This window comes from Rhodococcus sp. ACT016, from assembly GCF_050477185.1.
Taxonomy (GTDB): domain Bacteria; phylum Actinomycetota; class Actinomycetes; order Mycobacteriales; family Mycobacteriaceae; genus Prescottella.
The window spans coordinates 421,979-441,765 of the sequence record NZ_JBEAET010000001.1; the positions used below are offsets into that span (position 1 = coordinate 421,979).

Genomic DNA, 19,787 nt, shown 5'->3' on the forward strand with positions numbered 1-19,787 from the left:
GGTCGACAGGAGGCTTCGACCGACGATGTAGCCGGGCGGCCCCCGTCCCCGCTGTCCGCGGACTCGTCCGCTGTGATGTGCACCGCGCCGAGTGTGGCGGACGTTACACCTCGGTGACCTCCGGGGGAGTCGTTTCTCCGGCTTCGTCCGGCTGTGAATCGGTTGTGAATTTCAGGAACCGCTCCGCGGCCGCCGGCAGTGCCCGGCCGCTCGCCCACACCAGGCCGATGTCGCGCCCGGCGCCGCGCAGCGGGACGAGCGTCACGCCGTCGGGCCAGGCGTGCGGTTCCTGCCACGGCATCACGGCGACACCCAGCGACGCGGACACCAAGCCGCCGATGGTCGCCAATTCGCTGGACTCGAAGACCACGTTCGGTACGAAGCCCGCCTCGGCGCACAACTCGTCGAAGATCCGACGCATCCCGTAGTCCTCGTGCATGACGATGAACGAATCGTCCGCCGCGGCGGCGAGATCGAGCGACGACGCGGCGCCGAGGTGGTGTCCGGTCGGGACGGCCAGGGCCAGTCGCTGGTGCGTGATCGGCGCCCAGCGGACCAGCGGGGTGCGTGGACGCGGTGAGACGAAGGCGAGGTCGTCGCGGCCGTCGACGACGCGATCGACGAGCGCCTGCGCGGCGTCCTGGTACAGCGTGAACGTCACCCGCGGCCGCTGCTCCCGATAGGCGCGCAGGACGCGCGGGATCAGCCACGTCCCGAAGGAGTGCAGGAAGCTGAGCCGCACGGTCCCGCGATCGGGGCTGTCGAACGCCGCGATCTCCCGCTGCGCGGCCGACAGTTCGGCCGACGCGCGTCGCGCGTGCTCGAGGAGCACCCGGCCCCGGTCGTTGAGTTCCAGGCGCCGACCATGCCGGTCGAACAGCTCGACGCCCAGGTCGCGCTCGAGCCGGGCCAGCCGGCGCGACAGCGTCGGCTGGGAGATGCGCAGCATCTCCGACGCGGCGGTGACCTGCTCGGTCTCGGCGAGCGCGATGAACCAGCGCAGGCCGTCGATCAATTCCACAGGGACAAGCTTATGCACAGGATGCATCAACAGCTGTGCAGAAATGCATTTCCTTTGTGTGGAGCTGATCGCGAAGATGGGTCGAGGAGCAGAGAAGGCACTGCGGTAGTGCGAGGAATCGAATGGTCGGGGAGCGGGGCAGGATGTCGGTGATTTCGGCGACAGACGCGCTCGACACCCGGATCACCCGGGGTTCGCGCGGGTACCGCGCCATCACCGTCGCGTTGTTCGCCGCCGGGCTCACGACGTTCGTCTCCATGTACTCGGCGCAGGCCCTGCTGCCGGCGCTCACCGAGAGTTTCGGAGTGGCGCCAGCGGTCGCCGCGCTCGCGGTGTCGGTGACGACCGGTCTGGTGGCGATCGCGATCATCCCGGCGAGTGTGCTGTCCGAGCGGTTCGGGCGCACCCGCGTGATGGTGACGTCCGCGGCGGTGTCGAGCGTGCTCGGGGTCCTGCTGCCGCTGAGCCCGAACATCGGCGTGCTGCTGGTCGGCAGGGCGCTGCAAGGCGTCGCGCTCGCCGGCATCCCGGCCGTCGCGATGGCGTATCTCGCCGAGGAGATCCACTCCCGCGACCTCGGATCCGCGATGGGTCGTTACATCGCGGGCACCACGATCGGTGGACTGGTCGGCAGGCTCGTCCCGTCGGCGGTCCTCGACGTCGCCTCGTGGCGCTGGGCGATGGAGGCCGCGTCGGTGCTGGCGCTGGTGCTGGCGGTGGTGATGACCCGCACGCTTCCGCCGTCGCGCCACTTCCGGCCGCAACGGGTGCATCCGCGCATCGTCGGCGCGAACCTCGTCGGGCACCTGCGCAACCCGGCGCTCGCGATCCTCTTCGGGTTGGGGTTCCTGCTGATGGGCGGATTCGTCTCGGCCTACAACTTTCTCGGCTTCCGGCTTCTCGACGCCCCGTTCTCGCTCCCCGAGGCGCTGGTGGGCCTGGTCTTCCTGATGTACCTCGCCGGCACGTACACGTCGGCCGCCGCGGGGTCCGCCGCCGACCGCGTCGGTCGCCCGGTGGTGCTGCTCGGCGCCGTCGTGACGATGGCGCTCGGGTTGGCGATCACGCTGTCGTCCGTGCTGGCGCTGGTGCTGCTCGGCATGCTGCTGTTCACCGGGGGGTTCTTCGCGGCCCACTCCGTCGCCAGCGGCTGGGTCGGCCGGCTCGCGACCGAGCACCGGGCCGAGGCGTCGTCGATGTATCTGTTCGCGTACTACCTCGGGTCGAGTGTCGCGGGCGCATCCGCCGGCGTCGCCTACGCCTCCGGCGGATGGCCCGCCACGGTCGCGTTCATCGGAGTCCTGCTGTCCGTCGCGCTGGTGTCGGCGTCATGGCTGTTCGGCCAGTCCCGCAATCGAATCCGGACTCCGGTCCGCACCGACGAGGCTCGCGACCGCCGCGAGCAGTAGGCACAGCCCCGCACCCACGCCGGTGACGGTGCTCGGGGCTGTGTCCGTGGTGAGCCCGACGATCAGTGCTACACCCGCAACGGTGGTGACCGCGGCCGCAAGCGGCACCAGCCACAGATCGGTGAACAGCCTCGCGAGCGGCACGAAGTGCAGTCCGACGCCGGCGCAGATCCACACGGCGGTCCAGTCCGACAGTCCGGCAACCGACAGGGTCAGGGCACCCGCCCCCAGGATCGCGAATTCGGCGAACACGATCATGTTGTAGCGTCCGCGCACGGCCGGGTCGGCCATCGGGGTGCGCTGGCCCCGGCTCCGGACGACGGTCACGATGCCGCCGAGGACGACGAGTACCGCGACGATCTGTCCGACCGACAGGAGCGGCACGAGTGACTGCGGCGCGTCGGCCGTGCCCCAGCCGAACCACCCCGCCGCGAAGAACCCTTCGATGATCGCGGTGATCCCTCGAGTGCGACTGTTGGTGGGTGCGGCCGTCCGGGTCATCGGGCAATTCAAACATCGATCTTCACCCGCGGCCGTCCGAAAGCCTTGCGGCCGTGGACGGCAGGTGCACACAATCGCGCCATGGTGGCCAACATGAGTCGACTCGAGCGAATCGTCGGCGAACTACCGGAGGCACAGCGCGTCGACATCGAGGAATGGGGCGGGCATCCCAGCTTTCGGGTGCGCGGCAAGAACTTCGTGTTCTCCGACGCCGACGCAACCAGTCTGTCCTTCAAGCTGACCAAGGACGAGGCCGCGGCCGTCGTCGCGACCGAACCGGGCGCCCAACCGGTCGGTTACGGGCTGGGACGACACGGATGGGTGTCGGTCGCCGTTCCACAGGACAGAACCGACGAATGGTGGGAACAATTGCGGGAGTGGGTGCGGACCTCGTACACGTTGATCGCGCCGAAGACACTCGCGCGTCTCGTTCTCGCCGAGGACGGCGCGTCCACGACGGGAGGACGACCTTGAGCGATACCTCGACGCCGGCACCGCAGAACGCATCCACCGCGCAGAAGGCGGGAATGCCGGCCTGGGCGAAGAAGGCGATCTGGGCGGGCGTGATCCTCGTGGCGCTCGTCGTCGCGTACTTCGTGCTCGCAGCGTTCCTGCCGCGTTGGTGGTCGCAACGGGTCGGTTCGTTGTCCTCGGGCAGTTTCTCGCGCGGCATCACGTGGGGCCTGCTGTACGGGCTGGTGTGCACCGTGGTTCCGTTGCTGCTGTTCTACTTTGCGTGGCGGTCGCGTACGCGCAAGCACGCCAAGGTCTGGGTGATCGGAAGTCTGGTCCTCGGACTGCTCGTCGCGATTCCGAACCTGCTGACGCTGTCGGTGGTGCTCGGCGGCAGCAGCGCGGCGCACGCGGGGGAGCGCACGATGGACGTCGACGCGCCCGGCTTCCGCGGGGCGTCGCTGTGGGGCGCAATCATCGGTGTGCTCGTGTTCATCGCCGCCGTCTACCTCCAGCGGAAGTACCGCAAGCGCGGCGAGGAGGTAACCCGCCTTCGCAACAATCTGCATCAGCGCGAACCGCAGGGGCCGGGGGAGTCACCCGCGCCCGAACTCTGACCGGCGCGTGGGCCGTTCGTCCCTTGTTCGTGGGTCCTTGATCCTGTTCTCGCGCCGAACCCTTCCGCGCGCAGTTGCGTTGTGGTGATCTGTTCATGCCTCCGTTGCGCGGAGGCCGGCTGTCGGCTCCGGGTGCTGTCGACGGTTTCGCTGGACGCCCCGTCAGTCTGGAGGCGGGGCGTCCGACAGCGTTGCCGCCCCTTTCGGGGAGGGAGACGGTCGGCGCACCGGCGTGACTCACACCCCACGCCGGTGCGCCGCCGGGGCGGACGCTCCGTCCAGCCGAATCCTCGTCCGCGACCGGTGTTGTCGGGGTCGCAGTTTCCACGATCGTGTCGATCCCACTAGACTGCTGCCCGCACGCCCCTATAGCTCAGTTGGTAGAGCTACGGACTTTTAATCCGCAGGTCGTAGGTTCGAGCCCTACTGGGGGCACGTGCAGGCGGTTGATTCCGCCGCTGGTCGACGGCCCGTTCCATTCGTTGGAGCGGGCCGTCGGTCGTTTCTGCCCCATCTCGCCCATCCATTCGCCGGGACCCAGCTCGGCGTCGGGCAGGTCGATGTCGAGCGACCTGCGGGCCCGTACGTCCGTGTCGGCGATGCAGTTTCCGTACCCGCGGTTTGTAAGCGAGTTTTGAAAGTTCAACTTCAATTTAATTGATGATAGTTTCGTCGCTCGCCGAGATCGTGGAATGGTTGAATGGGGAATTGAATGCGCGTGACAATCGAGAACAGTTCGACCTATCGTATTGCCTATGTGCGCGTAACCGGTCCTTTCGGGAGCCGCAACGCGCAAGCCGTATCGGAGATAAAGAGGTGGGCGTCGGCTCGAGGGCTACTCGCCGAAGGGGCAATTCTGTGCGGGATTCCCCGCGACGACCCGTCGGCGGTGCCCCCTGACGAGTGCCGCTACGACGCCGGGATCGTCGTGGGTGACGACGTCGAACTCGACGGTGGGGTGCAGGCGGGGACGCTCCAGGGTGGACCCCACGCTGTTTTCGATGTGCCGCATACAGCGGAGGGCGTGAGTGCGGCATGGTCCGGCATTTTCGGGGAAATCGAGTCCCGCGGGCTCGAATTGGGTGCGCAACCGATATTCGAAATGTACACGCCCGAACTTCTGCAACGTCACCTGTGTCAAATTTGGGTGCCGCTCCGTGAGCACCGGATCGCTCCGTGAGTTTCTTTCTTCCACGCGCACGCCCCAGCCATCCGAACGATGACCGGGGCGTGCGTCGGCAGTGGAGGGGCCGTCGGTTCCTTGCCTAGGAGCCGAAGGGCAGGCTCGCCGAACCGAAGGAGAAGCCGGACGAGCCGGCGGACGAGCCCGTCGACCGTCGCCACGGCCCCCGGATCGCGACGGTGATGCCCGGGGTCTGGATGTTGGCGTAGAGCGTCCGGCCGTCGTGGCTGAAGGCCGGACCGCAGAACTCGCTCTCGTTCAACTCGTTCCGTGCGACGGAGAACGGCTCACCGTTCTCGGTCACACCGATCAAGTGGCTGATGCCATCGCCGTCCTCGGCGAGGATCAGGCCGCCGTGCGGCGACACCGTGATGTTGTCGGGCCCGTCGTAGTTGCCGGTGTCGACGGACGGATCCGGGTTCACACCGAACAGGGTCTTCAGTTCGATGGTCTGGGTGGCCGGGTCGTAGAACCACACCTGCCCGTCGTGTTCGGCGACGCTGCCGTCGCTGGTTCGGGCGAAGCTGGCGACGAAGTACACGCCACCGTCGCCCCACCACTGCCCCTCGAGCTTGCGGCTGCGGGTGACCTGGTCACCCGTGAACTGCTTGCGAACCGAGGTGGTCTTCGCGTCGCGGTCGGGGACGTCGACCCACTGAACGGTGTAGCGGACGCCCGGTGCGGTCGCCTGAGCCAGGTCCGGCACGTGAGTGCCGTCGAGAAAGCACTTCATCGCCTGCAGGGTGCCGGCGGTGTCCCCGCCGGGCGACTGTGCGAGCGCGTGGAACGCGCCGGGGCCGCCCTTGAACCCCTGCGGCGGTGTCCACCGGTAGTACAGGCCGTTGGGGCTCCCGGCGTCCTCGGTGAGGTAGACGGCGCTCGTCGACGGGTCGACTGCAACCGCCTCGTGCGCGTACCGGCCGAGGAACTTCAGCGGAATCGGGCTCTTGCCGACGTTCGCGGCCTGGCCGGCGGGGTCGACCTCGAAGACGTAGCCGTGGGGGAGGGTGAAGCCGTTCGATCCGGCGCGGGCCTCGGTCTCCTCGCAGGTGAGCCAGGTGCCCCACGGGGTGATTCCGCCGGCGCAGTTGTTCACGGTGCCGGCGACGCTGACGTACTGGCCCCGGCGTGCCCCATTCGGGTCGATCGTGGTCGTGGTGGTGCCGCCGCGCGCACCCGGGTCGTAGGTGAGGCCGTCGACGGCCGGGACACCGAACGGCTCGTTGCTGCCGATCTCGTGGTTGGTGACGATCGTGGTGCCGTTCCCGTTCGCGAACACACCGTTCGCGTCCGGGTCGCTCGGGAACGGGACTCCGCCGTCGAGCAGCGTCTCACCCGAACGGGAGACGATCGTGTAGGAGAAGCCCTTGGGGAGGGCGAGGATCCCGTTGGGGTCGGGGACCAGGGGGCCGTAGCCGACCGCCGTGCCGGGTGCGGCGCCCGCGAGTGCGGGACGGAACAGGGTGCCGACACTGCCTGCGAGGGTCAGCCCGATTCCGGTCAGGGCGGTGCGTCCGAGGAACGTGCGGCGATTGAGCGGTGACGTGGTCACTGTGCGGTACCTCCGTTGGTGAGCAAGGACGCGAGGAGGCTAGGACGGAAACCGCAACACCAGTCTGCCGCTGGATGGCCTACCGGTGAATCGGGTGGGAATTCGTTTGTGCGGGACCGAGATCTGGCGCTGGAAATCGCCCCGGGGATCTTGGAACTCGTCCCCGGAACGCGACTACCTTCGGCGCTCCGAGCCGCCGCGGCCGATGTGGGCCATCATCGAAGGCGTGAGTGACACGATGCAGCAGGAAGGCGACGACGTCGAGCGGCCGGGCCGGGACGTGCAGGTGGGTTGTGCACACCACAGCCGGCTCTATCGGGACGGGGTTCTCGTCGCGTCCGATCTGCCGTTGACCGAACTCGCGAAACACCGCGGCGAGCCCGACACGCTGTTCTGGGTGGACCTGCTGGCTCCCACGGCGGCCGATCTGAGGACGCTCGTCCCGCTCGCCGACGGCGAGGTGGAACTGCACCCGCTGGCGATCGAGAATGCCGCCGCGGGGAGCCAGCGACCGCGGCTGGTGCGTTACCGCGACCACAGCCTGTTGCATGCCCGCGCCGTCCGGGTCGATGACCGGACCGGATCGCTCGCGTCGACCCGGGTGGCCGTGTTCATCCTCGACCGGGTCCTGATCACGATCCGATCGGACGACGGGTTCCCGCTCGCGCCGCTCCTCGAGGCATGGGACGACATCGGTGCCCTCACCAAGCGCGGCGTCGGGTTCCTCCTCCATGCGCTGCTGGACCAGCTCGTGGACGGCTACTTCGAGGTGCTCGACGATCTCGACGACCGGATCCAGTCGGTGGAGGACGAGCTGTTGGAGGGAACCGGGCCGACCCGGGAGATCCAGCTGCAGAGCTTCGCGCTGCGCAAGGACGTGGTGAAGCTGTCGCGCGTGGTGCTGCCGATGAACGAGGCGCTCAGCGCGCTGCTCCGGCCGGGTTCACACGCGGCGTACGACGAGATCGTGCCGTACTACCAGGACGTCTACGATCACGCGCTCCGGGCGACGGAGCGGATCGACGGACTGCGGGACACGATCGAGTCGATCCTGTCGACGAGTCTGGCCATGCAGGGCAATTCGCTGAACGAGATCATGAAGAAGCTCACCGCCTGGGCCGCCATCATCGCCATCCCGACGGGCGTCACGGGGTACTTCGGGCAGAACATCCCTTTTCCGGGCTACGACGAGCCGTGGGGCTTCTGGCTCAGCGCGGTGATGCTCGTGGGGCTCGCGTCGGGCCTGTGGGTGAGCTTCAAACGTCGCGGCTGGCTGTGACGGCCCAGTGGAGAACGCGTAGGGCTCGGGTGCGCACCCCCTGCAGCACACCCGAGCCGCACAAATATACCACTTGGTGTGTTTTTGTCCTCCTGAGGTGAAGGCCCAGGTCAGGACGTTGACGTTTCGGGACACTCGACAAGGGGACTAGTCTGGTTTTCGGGCGGGTGGCAACTTGCCGAGTCAATCGGCGAGGGTTACGGCTTTCGGAGGCGACTAGCGCAATGGCACGTCAACAGGAACGTGCGCGCCGGACCCGCGCTGCGATCGTGGAAGCGGCCGCAGTCGAGTTCGGTAAGCGCGGATATGCGGCAGCGTCGGTGAACGCGATCCTCGAGGGGTCGCATGCGACCAAGGGCGCGATGTACTTCCACTTCGAGTCGAAGGAGGAACTCGGGCGCGCGGTGCTCGCGGCTGCGCTCGAGAAATTCAAAGAGGTGACGGACCGCTGGATGGCCCGGACCGACCTCGATCCGTTTCAGATCCTGCACGGACTCATCGACGATGTGGCCAAGATGTTCCTGGCGGACGCCATCGTCCAGGCGGAGTTCCGTCTGATCATCGAGCCGGAGTTCTACTCGGACGTCCAGAACGGCGGAGCCCGCGTGTGGGGCGGTTCCGCGCGTGAGCTGATCCAGCGGGCGAGCCGTCAGGGGCTGGTGCGCGACGGCGTCGACACGGACAAGTTCACCAGGGTCTTGGCGGCCAGCCTCGCCGGCCAGCGGTACATGGCCGACCTGACCGCGCAGCAGGTCGATCTCCGGGCCCGGTTCGAGGAGTCGCTCGAGGTGCTCCTCGCGGGGATGGCGTCGGACGAGTGGCTGGCGAAGTGGCGGCGCGAGGGGTGGCCGGCCGCGCCCCCTGTCGTCGAACCCGAGTGATCGGCGTTTATGCACTTTGATCAGGCGATTTGTGGTTTGTGAAATCGGTGCCCTAAGCTATCCAAGCTCCCAACGGAACGCCGTTGAGGGTACGGCCGGAGTGATCCGGCGGGCCCCCTTCGTCTAGCGGCCTAGGACGCCGCCCTTTCAAGGCGGTAGCGCGGGTTCGAATCCCGTAGGGGGTACGCTTCACTCGTTGAAGCAGCAGTACAGTTTAATAGCAGTAACAGCAAGGCCCTGTGGCGCAGTTGGTTAGCGCGCCGCCCTGTCACGGCGGAGGTCGCGGGTTCGAGTCCCGTCAGGGTCGCTCTGCTTCACCGGAAACGGTGGGGCGCGATAGGCATTCGGTTCGGGTGCCGCCCGGCCAGGTAGCTCAGTTGGTACGAGCGTCCGCCTGAAAAGCGGAAGGTCGCCGGTTCGATCCCGGCCCTGGCCACCACATGAAGTCGATTTCGACTTCTGTGAAAAGTAGTACGGTTCCACATGCAGTAACAGCAAGGCCCTGTGGCGCAGTTGGTTAGCGCGCCGCCCTGTCACGGCGGAGGTCGCGGGTTCGAGTCCCGTCAGGGTCGCTCTATCGAGTCGGAAACGTCTCGATGCGATAGGCATTCGGTTCGGGTGCCTTCCGGCCAGGTAGCTCAGTTGGTACGAGCGTCCGCCTGAAAAGCGGAAGGTCGCCGGTTCGATCCCGGCCCTGGCCACCACGGCCTTCGGGTCTTGCTTGTTTCGCCGCCGCGGGTTGTTCCCGTCGGCGGCTTTTCTCTTTCCTGTCGGAGCCGTCTATTCGAGCCGCTCCGAGATCATTCGGGTGACACCGGCCAGCAGCGGCAGCACCCTGCGCAACTGATCGGTCGGCACGCGGCCGCGCAGCGATACGCAGCTCACTTGAACCTGATCGCCTTCGTCCCCCGAACGGACCGCGGCGGCGGCCGACGAGACCCCTCGCGCATCCGTCTCCCAGGTTCGGCCGCTCAGTGTGCGAATCTGCCCGAGCTGCCCGTGCAGGTGCGCCAAAGCCTCCGGGACGAGCACGTCGCCGTACAGCACGTCGACGTGCTCCGGGGGCAGGAATGCGAGCATCGCCTTGCCCTCCGTCGTCAGATCGGCCCGGCTGCGTCCACCGACGCGGGTCGCGATCGTGTCGGCGCACCGACCGCCGACCTTGTCGAGCCACACGATGTCGCGCCCGTCGAGGACGGCCAGGTGGGCGATGAGGCGGGTGTGGAGATGGAGTTGGTGCAGGTGCGGGGCGGCCACCGCGCGCAGTTCGTCGCGTTCAGTGCTCCGGCCGAGGGCGATCGCGCGCCATCCGAGCCGATACCCGAACCTGTTGTGGCGAAGCCAGTTCAGCTGGGTGAGCTGTTCGAGGATCCGGTGGGTGGTGGACCGCGGGATCCGGGTCAGCTGCACGAGGTCTTCCGCGGTGAGCCGGGTGCCGGCGCCGTCGAACTGGTCGAGGATCAGCGTGATCCGCTCGGCCATGGTCGGCGGCACGGCGGCGGCCGCGACGTCCAGGTCGTTGTCGATGACGGTCACCGGCCCTCCAATCCCCGGCAGAGTCGCTACCGGTCCACTTCGGTTATACCCACAGCACGGCCATGACAACAACCCCACGCGCTGACGTTCGGAGTTACTCGTCGGTACCACTCGGTCTTGAAAAATGCTTCGACAAAGCGCCTTTCAGAGGGAATGAGAACGTTGTTTCCATTCCTGTCGACGGGATGCCGGGCTTGGCGAACGGCCCGCGCGGGTATCGTGGGCGCCGTGCGAGCCGGTTGCGACACCCCGAAGGCAATCGCGGAGATGACCGCGAGCCAGCGGGAACGCCGTGCCGCGCTCACCGACGCCGTGATCGAGATGCTGCACGAGATGGAGCCCGACCGGATCCAGATGCGCGAGGTGTCGGAGCGGTCCCGCGTCGCGCTCGGCACCCTGTACCGATACTTCCCGACCAAGCCGCACCTGCTCGCGGCGTCGATGGTCGCGTGGAACGATCGCCTGTCGCGGACGCTCGAGGCGGAACGGCGCCGCGCCGAGGAGAGCGGCGTGGTGGACGACCGGAGCGTCCGGGACCGGGTGCAGGCGTTGTATCGGCGGCAGCTGCGGGCCTTCCAGCGCGGCCCGAACTTCGCGCGCCTCGATCTCGAACTCACCGCATCGTCGGACCCCTACGTCCGGGAATCGTTGCAGTGCCGCGCGCAGGCCAATCACTCCGCCACGCTCGCGTTGATGGACGGTGTGCCGGACGACGTTGCCCGGGTTGCGTTGCTGGCGATCGACGGAACGATGCTCGCGGCGCTCGCGCACTGGACCGCGGGACGCGTCAGCTACGCGCAGGCCGTGCGCAACGTCGAGGACGTCGTCGGTCTCGTGCTGGCCGACCACGCCTGACCGGACCGCCCGCCTGGCGCACAAATAGAACAGATTCCACTCGTCGCTACGTGGCTTCGGGGACTCTGGTCCCGAGCCGTCGCGCACGTCGATCTGCGGGCAGTGTTCCGATGTCAGATCACATATTTCGGTCCCATTGGCGCGGTCTCGTCCGGCGCCTCGGCGAGGTGGAGGACGCCTCGATCATCGACAAAATCTGCACCCTGTTCTAATCTCTGCTCGTTCGGGATCGGTGGTGTACGAAGTCGGCCGTGAGAGTTGCTCCTGGCTGGGATGGGGGCGTTTCGATGGGCGACCGACAAGTAACGGACGTGCTCGACGACGTCGCCGCCCTGCTGCTGGATGTGCGGGACCGGGCACGCGATGCCGAGGACGCGCGGCAGGTGCCGGCCGAGACGATGCGCGCGCTCACCGACGCCGGTCATTTCCGCCTGCTGCAGCCGCGACGTTTCGGCGGACTCGAGGCCGATCCCGCCGATTTCTACTTCTCGGTGCGTCTGCTCGCGAGCGCCTGCGGGTCCACCGGGTGGGTCTCGTCGGTGGTGGGCGTGCACCCGTGGCACCTGGCGCTGTTCGACGTCCGTGCCCAGGAAGACGTCTGGGGCGACGACCCGGACACGCTGATCTCGTCGGCGTACGCACCGATGGGCCGCGCGATCGCGTCGGACGGCGGCTACTTCTTTTCCGGTCGGTGGAGCTACTCGTCGGGCAGTGCGCACGCGGAGTGGGTGTTCGTCGGTGGGTTCGTCGTCGACGACGCGGGAGATCCGATCGACTTCCGGACCTTCCTGGTGCCGGCGCGCGACTATCGGGTCGAGGACGTGTGGGACACCGTGGGTCTTCGCGGTACCGGCAGCAACGACATCGTGGTCGAGGATGCGTTCGTGCCGGAGCATCGGACGCTGAGCTTCGCCGCGACCGTGCAGTGCCGCGCCCCGGGGCAGGACGTCAATACCGCCCCGCTGTACCGGCTTCCGTTCTCGGCGGTGTTCTCGACGGCGATCTCGTCGCCGCTGGTCGGCATGGCGGACGGTGCGTACGCGGCGTTCACCGCGCACCAGACGGAACGGGTGGAATCGGTGAGTGCGCTGCGGATCCCGGACGATCCGTTCATGCACGTCGCGATGGCCGAGTCGGCGCGCGACATCGAACTGGCCTGGACCCAGTTGAGCCGCAACCTGGCCGAGTTGCTGGACTTGGCGGCGCACAATCGGCGCATACCGGTGTCGCTGCGAGTCAAGACGCGCCGTGACCAGGTGAGCGCCTCCGGAATGGCGGTCGCGGCCATCGACCGTCTCTTCGACCATGGTGGCGGCGGTGCGCTGCGGAGCAGCGACCCGATCCAGCGGTTCTGGCGTGACGCCCATGCCGGGCGCGCGCACGTCATCAACGATCCGAACCAGACGCTCGCGCTGTTCGGACGCAACGAATTGGGACACGACATCCGGGACGCCTGGGTGTAATGCGTCCGCACGAAAATCTGTCCAAACGAGGAGGCGAACACGTGAAGGTGCACAACGGATCCGAGCGGTGGGACGGTGAGGCCGACGTCGTGATCGTCGGATTCGGCGCGGCGGGCGCCAGCGCCGCGATCGAGGCCGCGGACAACGGTGCGCAGGTGCTGGTGGTCGAGCGTTTCGACGGCGGCGGCGCCACCGCGATCAGTGGCGGCATCTACTACGCCGGCGGCGGGACGACCCAGCAGAAGGAAGCCGGCGTCGACTACGACACCCCGTCGGCGATGTTCGACTACCTGAAGCACGAGACGTCCGGTGTGGTGTCGGACGAGCTGCTCGAGGACTTCTGCGACCGCAGTGTCGAGAACCTGCAGTGGCTCGAGGCGCTCGGAGTGCCGTTCGAGGGCAGCATGGCACCGCGCAAGACGTCGTACCCGACGAACGACTACTACCTCTATTACTCCGGCAACGAACTCGCCCCGCCCTACAAGGACGCGGCCGAGCCTGCCCCGCGCGGGCACCGCACGAAGGGGCGCGGCACGTCGGGCAAGGTGTTCTTCAAGGCGCTCGAGAAGGCAGCCCGCAAGCGTCGGATCGACGTGCGTCGGCAGACGATCGTGTCGTCGCTGATCACCGACGACTCCGGCACCGTGATCGGAATCGAGTGCCGCGAGGTGGATCCGCGGGCGAAGGTGCTGCGGCACCTGCATCGGGTGCTCGGGTCGTCGAACCGGAAGTGGAACCTCTACTACCGGCCGATCGGCCGGCTCATGGACGCGCCGATCCGCCGGATCGAGGCCGCGCACTCGGTGGTGCGGCGGTACCGGGCCCGCAAGGGTGTGATCCTCGCGGCCGGCGGTTTCGTGTTCAACCGGGAGATGCTGAAGCAGCACGCGCCGCGCTACCTCAACGGCACCGGCCTCGGCACGATCGGCGACGACGGCAGCGGCATCCGGTTGGGGCAGTCGGTCGGCGGCTCGACCGACCGGATGGACCGGGTGTCGGCGTGGCGGTTCTTCAATCCGCCGATCGTGATGACCGAGGGTGTGCTCGTCAACAAAGAGGGCGAGCGCATCTGCAACGAAACCCTGTACGGCGCCAAGATCGGTGAACACATCGCCGATCAGACGGACGTGTCGGCGTACCTGGTCATCGATTCCCGGATGCTCGCCGACGCCAAGCGGCAGGTGCCCGAGCAGACCCTGTGGTTCCAGCGCCTGCAGACCACCTACCTGTTCAGTGTCGGACACAAGAAGGGCGCCACCGCCGAGGAACTGGCCCGGCGCACCGGGATCGACCCCGCGGGCCTCGCCCGCACGCTCGAGCAGTACAACGACGACCGGCGGGCCGGCCGCCCGGACGCGATGGGCAAGGACCCCGCCCACGTGACCCCGCTGGTGGACGGTCCGTTCTACGCCATCGACTGCTCGATCCGCATCCAGGCCGGCTTTCCGTGCCCGGTGCTCACGCTGGGCGGGCTGACGGTCGACGAGTGGACCGGCGCGGTGACCGGCGACGACGGTGTCCCGATCCCGGGCCTCTACGCGGCCGGTCGCAACGCGGTGGGCATCTGTTCGGAGTCGTACGTCAGCGGCCTGTCGATCGCGGACTGCGTGTACTCGGGCCGTCGGGCCGGGGCCGTCGTATCGCGGGATCCGGGCGTCGCGTAGCCTCCGGACATGTGTCTGGCAACTACGAATCGACTCGCCGCCGTCTGACGAGCAAGCAGGCCGAGACGGTGTCCCGGCTCACCCAGTGCGCCGTCGAGGTGTTACGTGAGAAGGGGTTCGCCGGGCTGACCGTTCGCTTGGTCGCCGCGCAGGCCGGGGTGGCCCCGGCGACGGCGTACACGTACTTCTCCTCGAAGGAGCATCTCGTCGCCGAGGTGTTCTGGCGTCGGCTGTCGGCGATGCCCCAGGACGAGGACCCGTCGGAGGACCGGACGTCCCGCGTGGTCGGGGTCCTGCGCAGCGTCGCGCTGCTGGTGTCCGACGAGCCGGAGCTGGCGGGCGCGGTCACGACCGCCCTCCTCGGCCGTGATCCCGACGTCGCGCATCTGCGCGGGCGGATCGGTCTCGAGATCCGACGGCGTCTGGTGGCGGCGCTCGGTTCCGAATCCGAGGACCAGGACCTGCTCGAGGGCCTCGAGATGCTGTACGCGGGCGCGCTGCTGCGTGCCGGGATGGGCTACGACTCGTACGTCCACATCGCGGACCGGCTCGAGAGCTCGGCGCGGATGCTCCTGCCGTGATCTCGAGCCGGTGTCGGCTCAGACGGTGTAGCCGCCGTCGACGTTGAGCTTCTGGCCGGTGACGAAACCGGCCTTGTCGCTCGCCAGGAAGCAGACGGCCTCGGCGATGTCGACCGCGGTACCGAACTTCTGCAACGGGATTCGGCTCATCGTGACGTCGAGCGCGCGCTGGTCGAGGTTCTCCGAGCTGATCAGCCGCTCGGCCATCCCGTCGGTGAGCATCCCCGGCCCGACGGCGTTGAAGCGGACGCCGTAGCGACCCTCCTCGGCGGCGAATCCGCGGACGAGTGCTTCCACCGCCCCCTTGGTCCCCGCGGACAGGCCGTCGCGCACCGGGTAGCGGTCGGTGGCCGCGGTGGTGACCGCGACGACGGAGCCCTTCGCGGTCCGCAGCGCCGGCAGGCACGCCTGCACGACGGTGAAGAATGCGGTGGCTTCGTCGTTCAGATGCTGTGCGTAGGTGGACGGTTCGACCCGCGACAGGTGCACCATCGGGATGTGCGGGCCCGCGGCGTGCACCAGGATCGACAGATCGCCGAAGTCCCGGGTGGTCGCCGCGACCAGCGCGGCGAGCCGGTCGGCGTCGCACAGGTCGGCGGAGTGGGCGGCGCCGCGCACCCCTAGCTCCTCCACTTCGGCGACCAGTTTCGCGGCCGCCTCCGCGTTCGAGCGGTAGGTCAGAACCACGTTGTGGCCCTGCGCGGCGAGCTGGCGGACGATTGCCGCGCCGATGCCGCCGGTCCCACCGGTGACGAGGGCGGTGGTGCGGGGCGGATTCTCGGGTGTGTTGCTCACGACGTGCTCCCTTGGGGTCGGTCCGGACGTGGATGTGAGCCAACCTAGCACTTGCTTGGTTCGGCCAGCTGTGGTTCGGCCCACGCAGCGGGAAGAACGGTCGGATCGTTCAGATGGCGAGTGTGCGGCAGCTCTCGAAGCGCCGGTGCACGCCCGTGAGGGGGTCGTCGAACTCGATGCTGCGGGCCAGCAGCTGCAGGGGCGTCGAATAGTCGTCGGGTGCGACGTCGTAGAACTCGGGATAGAAGTTGTCGCCGAGAATCGGGATGCCGAGCGAACTCATGTGCAGGCGCAGTTGGTGGGTCTTGCCGGTGCGGGGGCGGAGTCGATACCGGCCGACCTCGCCGTGCACCTCGAGGAGCTCGATGTGGCTCTCCGCATTCGACTCGCCAGGGACTTCGCGAGCCTGTAAAACGCCGCGCTCCTTGATGATTCGGCTGCGAACTGTGCGGGGGAGCGGCAGTGTCGGGTCGTAGGGGGCGAGTGCCTCGTACTCCTTGGTGACCCGGCGTTCGTCGAACAGGGACTGGTACGCGCGGCGTACGGGCTGCCGGACGGTGAACACGAGGATGCCGGCGGTGATCCGGTCCAGGCGGTGCGCGGGCGTCAGTTCCGGCAGGTCGAGATCGCGGCGCAACCGCACCAGCGCCGACTCGACGACGTACGCGCCGCGCGGCGTGCTGGCCAAGAAGTGCGGCTTGTCGACCACCAGGAGGTCCTCGTCCCGATGGAGGATGTCGATCTCGAACGGCACGCGCGGTTCCATCGGTGGATCGCGATACAGGTACAGGAAGCCGTTGGGTCGGTACGCGGTGGTGGCGGTGATCGGAGTGCCGTGTTCGTCCACCACCTCGCCTGCTCCCACCTTCTCGCGCAGACGCGCGGCGTCGGTCGGAAATCGTTCGAGGAGGTAGTCGAGCGCGGTTGGCCATGTGCCCGCGTTCGGGAGTCGAAGACGCGTCGGGTTGAGACCGTCGCGGACCGGTAGTGGGGCGGGGGGCACGCTCCGACGGTACCCGGCGCACTCCGCTCCCGGGTCGGCCGCGAGGCGTTGACGTGCGAACACGCTTACCTTACCCTTCGGTAAGTTACAGCGTCCACCGCCTTCGAGGGGTGGGTGGTGGACGCTGTCCTGACTTCGGGCAAATCGGCCGTGCCGCGTCAAGCTTTTGCGATCGGGCGTGTCGTCGAGGCGGCCCTTCTCGATCGGTGTCGTGTGCCGTTCTGCGCTTCGATGAGACGCCGAGTCGAGGTCGAACGCGATTCCCGCCCGCCGTTGCTGCTGGTCCTGTCGCTGTTCGATCGACTTCGTCGAGCTAGCACGAAAATGGCGCATCGGGTGAAACTCTCAGAGAACGCTCATAATTGACGATTTCGAGATATTCGACACACCTTTGTCTTGTTAACGGTTCGCCGGGATTGTGTGATGACATCGATGATCGATTTGACCGCTGAGTCGACCCGAATTCGATGAAGGAATTCTTCTGCCCTGGTGCGGTGGCTCGTGTGAAGAAAGAAGTCTCGATGTATTTGACTGGAGGGCGACAGGGAATTCGCCGGAACCCGGCGGCGATGGTGCTGGTGGTGGTGATCGCGGCGCTGATCGCATTGCTGGCCGCCCCTGTCGCGTCCGCCGAGGCGGGAAGCTCGCGCGCCGTTCCGCGGGGCGGTTACGACGAACTGTGGGTCCCCTCGTCGATGGGAAACATCAAGGTTCAGGTTCAGTGGGCAGCGCGGGGCGGGAGTGCATCGCTCTACCTGCTCGACGGATTGCGCGCTCGGAACGATCGCAACGCGTGGAGTTTCGAGACGAATGCGATGGAGCAGTTCGCCCTGGACAATGTCACCGTGGTGATGCCGGTCGGTGGCGAGGCGAGCTTCTATTCGGACTGGTACAACCCCAGCAACTTCAATGCGCAGCCCATCACGTACAAATGGGAGACTTTCCTGACCCGGGAGCTTCCGGACTTTCTCTCGCAATTCGGAGTCGATCGGACGAATACCGGAGTGGTGGGCCTGTCCATGGGCGGAACGGCGGCAATGACGCTCGCCGCCTATCATCGAGACCAATTCCGTTTTGCGGGCTCCCTTTCCGGATACCTCAACACGACGGCTCCCGGAATGCGTGAGGCGATCCGTGTCGCCATGTACGACGCCGGACGCTACAACGCGGATTCGATGTGGGGCTTCCCGTGGGATCCGGCCTGGCTGCGCAACGATCCGTTCGTGTCGGCTCCGCAACTTCGCGGCCTGTCGCTGTATGTCTCGGCCGGCAACGGAATTCCCGGTGTGTACGACCGACCGTCGGATCCGATCGGGTACTGGAATACCGCGATGGGTATGGGACTCGAGTTCCTGTCGATGGTGACCACGCGAGCGTTCCAGGTGCGGCTCAACACCCTCGGTGTGCCGGCGAACTTCCAGTTTCATACCACCGGGACGCATTCGTGGCCGTACTGGTCGGCTGAACTGTGGCAGGCGCGCCCGCAGATCCTCAATGCGCTCAATGCGTGGTGACGGCGACTGCAAGGCCCGGCGAGATTCGTTCCGCCTTCCGTACGCTGTGACCATGACCACATGGACGGCAGGGGACATCGTCGATCAGAAGGGCCGGACGTTCATCGTCACCGGCGCGAACAGTGGCCTGGGGGCCGAAGCCGCCAAGGCGTTGGTGAACGCGGGCGCGCACGTGATCCTCGCGTGCCGGAACGTCGACAAGGGGCGCGCGGTGGCCGCCCAGCTGGGGGAGCGAGCCGAGGTCCGGAGGCTCGATCTCGCCGATCTCGCGTCGGTGCGTGAGTTTGCGGACTCCATCGAGTCCGTCGACGTGCTGGTGAACAATGCCGGTGTCATGGCGGTGCCGCTGAGCCGCACCGCGGACGGTTTCGAGATGCAGATCGGTACCAACCACCTGGGGCACTTCGCGCTGACCGGGCAGCTGCTCGACAAGGTCACCGACCGTGTGGTGACGATGTCGAGCACGATGCACAAGCTGGGCTCGGTCGACCTGGACGACCTGAACTGGGAACGGCGCCGGTACGGGCGCTGGCTCGCATACGGGCAATCGAAGCTGGCCAACCTGTTGTTCACGTACGAGCTGCAGCGGCAGCTCGCAGCGTCGGGCTCCACGGTGAAGGCGCTCGCGTCGCACCCCGGGTACGCGGCCACCAATCTGCAATCGCACACGGAGTCGATCTCGAGTCGGATCATGGCGCTCGCCGGTCCGTTCATTGCGCAGTCGGCGGAGATGGGCGCCCTGCCGATGCTCTACGCGGCAACCGTGCCCGACACGGCCGGCGGTAGTTATCTGGGGCCGTCGTCGATGCTCGAGACGCGCGGTTACCCGGAGGTGGTGCAGTCGAACCGGAAGTCGCACGACGAAAGCGTTGCGCGACAATTGTGGTCGTTGTCGGAACGACTCACCGGCATCAACTACGACTTCGGAGGCTGACCGCGTTGGCGATCGAGCGACTCAACCACGCCGTCTTGTTCGTGTCCGACCTGCAGCGCAGCCTGGCCTTCTACCAGGATGTGCTCGGGTTCAAGGCGCTGCCGGGTGGATTTCCGGGTGCCGCGTTCCTGCAGGCACCGGACTCGGCGAACGACCACGACCTGGGCCTGTTCCAGAGCCCGAATCCCAGCAGCGGGGTGACACCGGGCAACGTCGGGCTCTATCACCTGGCGTGGGAGGTCGACACCCTCACGGGACTGGCCGAGATGCGCGATCGCCTGCTCGCGGCCGGAGCGCTCACCGGCGCGAGCAACCACTGCTCCACCAAGGCCCTGTACGCGTGCGACCCCGACGGCATCGAGTTCGAGGTGTGCTGGCTGGTGCCCGACGCGCTCGCGATCGACGAGTTGGTTCCGGCCCAGCCGCCGACCCGGCCGCTCGACATCGCCGCCGAGATCGCCCGTTACGGTGCCGACACCCACGGGGGCCCGCGCACCGACCGTCACCTGTGGGAACGGGTGCACGCCGCGCGCGCCCGCGGCTGAG

Annotated in this window: 19 protein-coding genes and 6 tRNA genes; 19 read left to right on the top strand and 6 right to left on the bottom strand. The window is 67.5% G+C overall.

Annotated features, from left to right (window positions below):
• Positions 1-103 precede the first annotated feature (103 nt).
• The gene (locus tag ACQ5DX_RS02000; RefSeq protein ID WP_430331027.1) at positions 104-1,021 is read right to left on the bottom strand and encodes a LysR family transcriptional regulator; all 918 of its coding nucleotides are present in this window, start codon (positions 1,019-1,021) and stop codon (positions 104-106) included.
• Positions 1,022-1,164: 143 nt separating this feature from the next.
• Between ACQ5DX_RS02000 and ACQ5DX_RS02005 the strand changes: the two genes are divergently transcribed.
• Positions 1,165-2,430, top strand: coding sequence for an MFS transporter (locus ACQ5DX_RS02005; protein ID WP_430331028.1), 1,266 nt, complete (start codon positions 1,165-1,167; stop codon positions 2,428-2,430).
• On the opposite strand, the gene ACQ5DX_RS02010 is transcribed toward ACQ5DX_RS02005, so the two are convergent.
• Positions 2,350-2,931, bottom strand: coding sequence for a hypothetical protein (locus ACQ5DX_RS02010; protein WP_430331029.1), 582 nt, complete (start codon positions 2,929-2,931; stop codon positions 2,350-2,352). The two genes, ACQ5DX_RS02005 and ACQ5DX_RS02010, sit on opposite strands and share 81 nt — an antisense overlap.
• Positions 2,932-3,012: 81 nt before the next feature.
• Between ACQ5DX_RS02010 and ACQ5DX_RS02015 the strand changes: the two genes are divergently transcribed.
• From ACQ5DX_RS02015 to ACQ5DX_RS02030, 4 genes are all read left to right on the top strand, one after another.
• On the top strand, positions 3,013-3,405 hold the full coding sequence (locus ACQ5DX_RS02015; RefSeq protein ID WP_430331030.1) for an MmcQ/YjbR family DNA-binding protein: 393 nt from the start codon (positions 3,013-3,015) through the stop codon (positions 3,403-3,405).
• Between the two features lie 53 nt (positions 3,406-3,458).
• Positions 3,459-4,001 (top strand): hypothetical protein, encoded by a 543-nt coding sequence (locus tag ACQ5DX_RS02020; RefSeq protein ID WP_430335517.1) that lies wholly within the window; start codon positions 3,459-3,461, stop codon positions 3,999-4,001.
• 362 nt (positions 4,002-4,363) lie between these two features.
• Positions 4,364-4,436 (top strand) — tRNA-Lys (locus ACQ5DX_RS02025).
• Positions 4,437-4,719: 283 nt separating this feature from the next.
• Positions 4,720-5,181, top strand: a complete 462-nt coding sequence (locus ACQ5DX_RS02030; protein ID WP_430331031.1) for an AraC family transcriptional regulator — start codon at positions 4,720-4,722, stop codon at positions 5,179-5,181.
• Positions 5,182-5,266: 85 nt separating this feature from the next.
• Here ACQ5DX_RS02030 and ACQ5DX_RS02035 read toward each other — a convergent pair whose 3' ends face one another.
• The gene (locus tag ACQ5DX_RS02035) at positions 5,267-6,736 is read right to left on the bottom strand and encodes an alkaline phosphatase PhoX (protein ID WP_430331032.1); all 1,470 of its coding nucleotides are present in this window, start codon (positions 6,734-6,736) and stop codon (positions 5,267-5,269) included.
• Between the two features lie 226 nt (positions 6,737-6,962).
• Here ACQ5DX_RS02035 and ACQ5DX_RS02040 point away from each other — a divergent pair, with 226 nt between their 5' ends.
• From ACQ5DX_RS02040 to ACQ5DX_RS02070, 7 genes are all read left to right on the top strand, one after another.
• Positions 6,963-8,015: a magnesium transporter CorA family protein gene (locus tag ACQ5DX_RS02040; RefSeq protein WP_430331033.1), complete on the top strand. Its 1,053-nt coding sequence runs from the start codon at positions 6,963-6,965 to the stop codon at positions 8,013-8,015.
• Between the two features lie 224 nt (positions 8,016-8,239).
• On the top strand, positions 8,240-8,896 hold the full coding sequence (locus ACQ5DX_RS02045) for a TetR family transcriptional regulator (protein WP_430331034.1): 657 nt from the start codon (positions 8,240-8,242) through the stop codon (positions 8,894-8,896).
• A gap of 112 nt (positions 8,897-9,008) precedes the next feature.
• Positions 9,009-9,081: transfer RNA gene (locus tag ACQ5DX_RS02050), tRNA-Glu, on the top strand.
• Positions 9,082-9,129: 48 nt separating this feature from the next.
• Positions 9,130-9,203: transfer RNA gene (locus ACQ5DX_RS02055), tRNA-Asp, on the top strand.
• Positions 9,204-9,258: 55 nt separating this feature from the next.
• Positions 9,259-9,335, top strand: a tRNA-Phe gene (locus ACQ5DX_RS02060).
• Between the two features lie 59 nt (positions 9,336-9,394).
• A tRNA-Asp gene (locus tag ACQ5DX_RS02065) sits at positions 9,395-9,468 on the top strand.
• A 55-nt stretch (positions 9,469-9,523) separates the two neighbouring features.
• Positions 9,524-9,600, top strand: a tRNA-Phe gene (locus tag ACQ5DX_RS02070).
• Between the two features lie 76 nt (positions 9,601-9,676).
• Here the strand turns inward: ACQ5DX_RS02070 and ACQ5DX_RS02075 are convergent.
• A complete protein-coding gene (locus ACQ5DX_RS02075; protein ID WP_430331035.1) occupies positions 9,677-10,432 on the bottom strand; it encodes an IclR family transcriptional regulator in 756 nt (251 codons plus the stop codon).
• Positions 10,433-10,699: 267 nt separating this feature from the next.
• Between ACQ5DX_RS02075 and ACQ5DX_RS02080 the strand changes: the two genes are divergently transcribed.
• From ACQ5DX_RS02080 to ACQ5DX_RS02095, 4 genes are all read left to right on the top strand, one after another.
• Positions 10,700-11,287 carry a TetR family transcriptional regulator gene (locus ACQ5DX_RS02080; protein WP_430335518.1) on the top strand — a complete coding sequence of 196 codons (588 nt, stop codon included), beginning with the start codon at positions 10,700-10,702 and terminating at the stop codon, positions 11,285-11,287.
• A 287-nt stretch (positions 11,288-11,574) separates the two neighbouring features.
• Positions 11,575-12,750: a 3-hydroxy-9,10-secoandrosta-1,3,5(10)-triene-9,17-dione monooxygenase oxygenase subunit gene (gene hsaA / locus ACQ5DX_RS02085; RefSeq protein WP_430331036.1), complete on the top strand. Its 1,176-nt coding sequence runs from the start codon at positions 11,575-11,577 to the stop codon at positions 12,748-12,750.
• Positions 12,751-12,791: 41 nt separating this feature from the next.
• On the top strand, positions 12,792-14,414 hold the full coding sequence (locus ACQ5DX_RS02090; protein ID WP_430331037.1) for an FAD-binding protein: 1,623 nt from the start codon (positions 12,792-12,794) through the stop codon (positions 14,412-14,414).
• Positions 14,415-14,425: 11 nt separating this feature from the next.
• Complete coding sequence (locus tag ACQ5DX_RS02095) at positions 14,426-14,995, top strand: TetR/AcrR family transcriptional regulator (protein WP_430331038.1); 570 nt, start codon at positions 14,426-14,428, stop codon at positions 14,993-14,995.
• An 18-nt stretch (positions 14,996-15,013) separates the two neighbouring features.
• On the opposite strand, the gene ACQ5DX_RS02100 is transcribed toward ACQ5DX_RS02095, so the two are convergent.
• Positions 15,014-15,790, bottom strand: coding sequence for an SDR family NAD(P)-dependent oxidoreductase (locus ACQ5DX_RS02100; protein WP_430331039.1), 777 nt, complete (start codon positions 15,788-15,790; stop codon positions 15,014-15,016).
• 109 nt (positions 15,791-15,899) lie between these two features.
• Positions 15,900-16,793 (bottom strand): RluA family pseudouridine synthase, encoded by an 894-nt coding sequence (locus ACQ5DX_RS02105; RefSeq protein ID WP_430331040.1) that lies wholly within the window; start codon positions 16,791-16,793, stop codon positions 15,900-15,902.
• 521 nt (positions 16,794-17,314) lie between these two features.
• On the opposite strand from ACQ5DX_RS02105, the gene ACQ5DX_RS02110 reads away from it, so the two are divergent.
• The 3 genes from ACQ5DX_RS02110 to ACQ5DX_RS02120 are packed head-to-tail and all read left to right on the top strand — an operon-like array spanning position 17,315 to position 19,786.
• On the top strand, positions 17,315-18,307 hold the full coding sequence (locus ACQ5DX_RS02110; protein ID WP_430331041.1) for an alpha/beta hydrolase: 993 nt from the start codon (positions 17,315-17,317) through the stop codon (positions 18,305-18,307).
• 52 nt (positions 18,308-18,359) lie between these two features.
• Positions 18,360-19,241 carry an oxidoreductase gene (locus ACQ5DX_RS02115; RefSeq protein ID WP_430331042.1) on the top strand — a complete coding sequence of 294 codons (882 nt, stop codon included), beginning with the start codon at positions 18,360-18,362 and terminating at the stop codon, positions 19,239-19,241.
• 5 nt (positions 19,242-19,246) lie between these two features.
• On the top strand, positions 19,247-19,786 hold the full coding sequence (locus ACQ5DX_RS02120; RefSeq protein WP_430331043.1) for a VOC family protein: 540 nt from the start codon (positions 19,247-19,249) through the stop codon (positions 19,784-19,786).
• Position 19,787 lies beyond the last annotated feature (1 nt).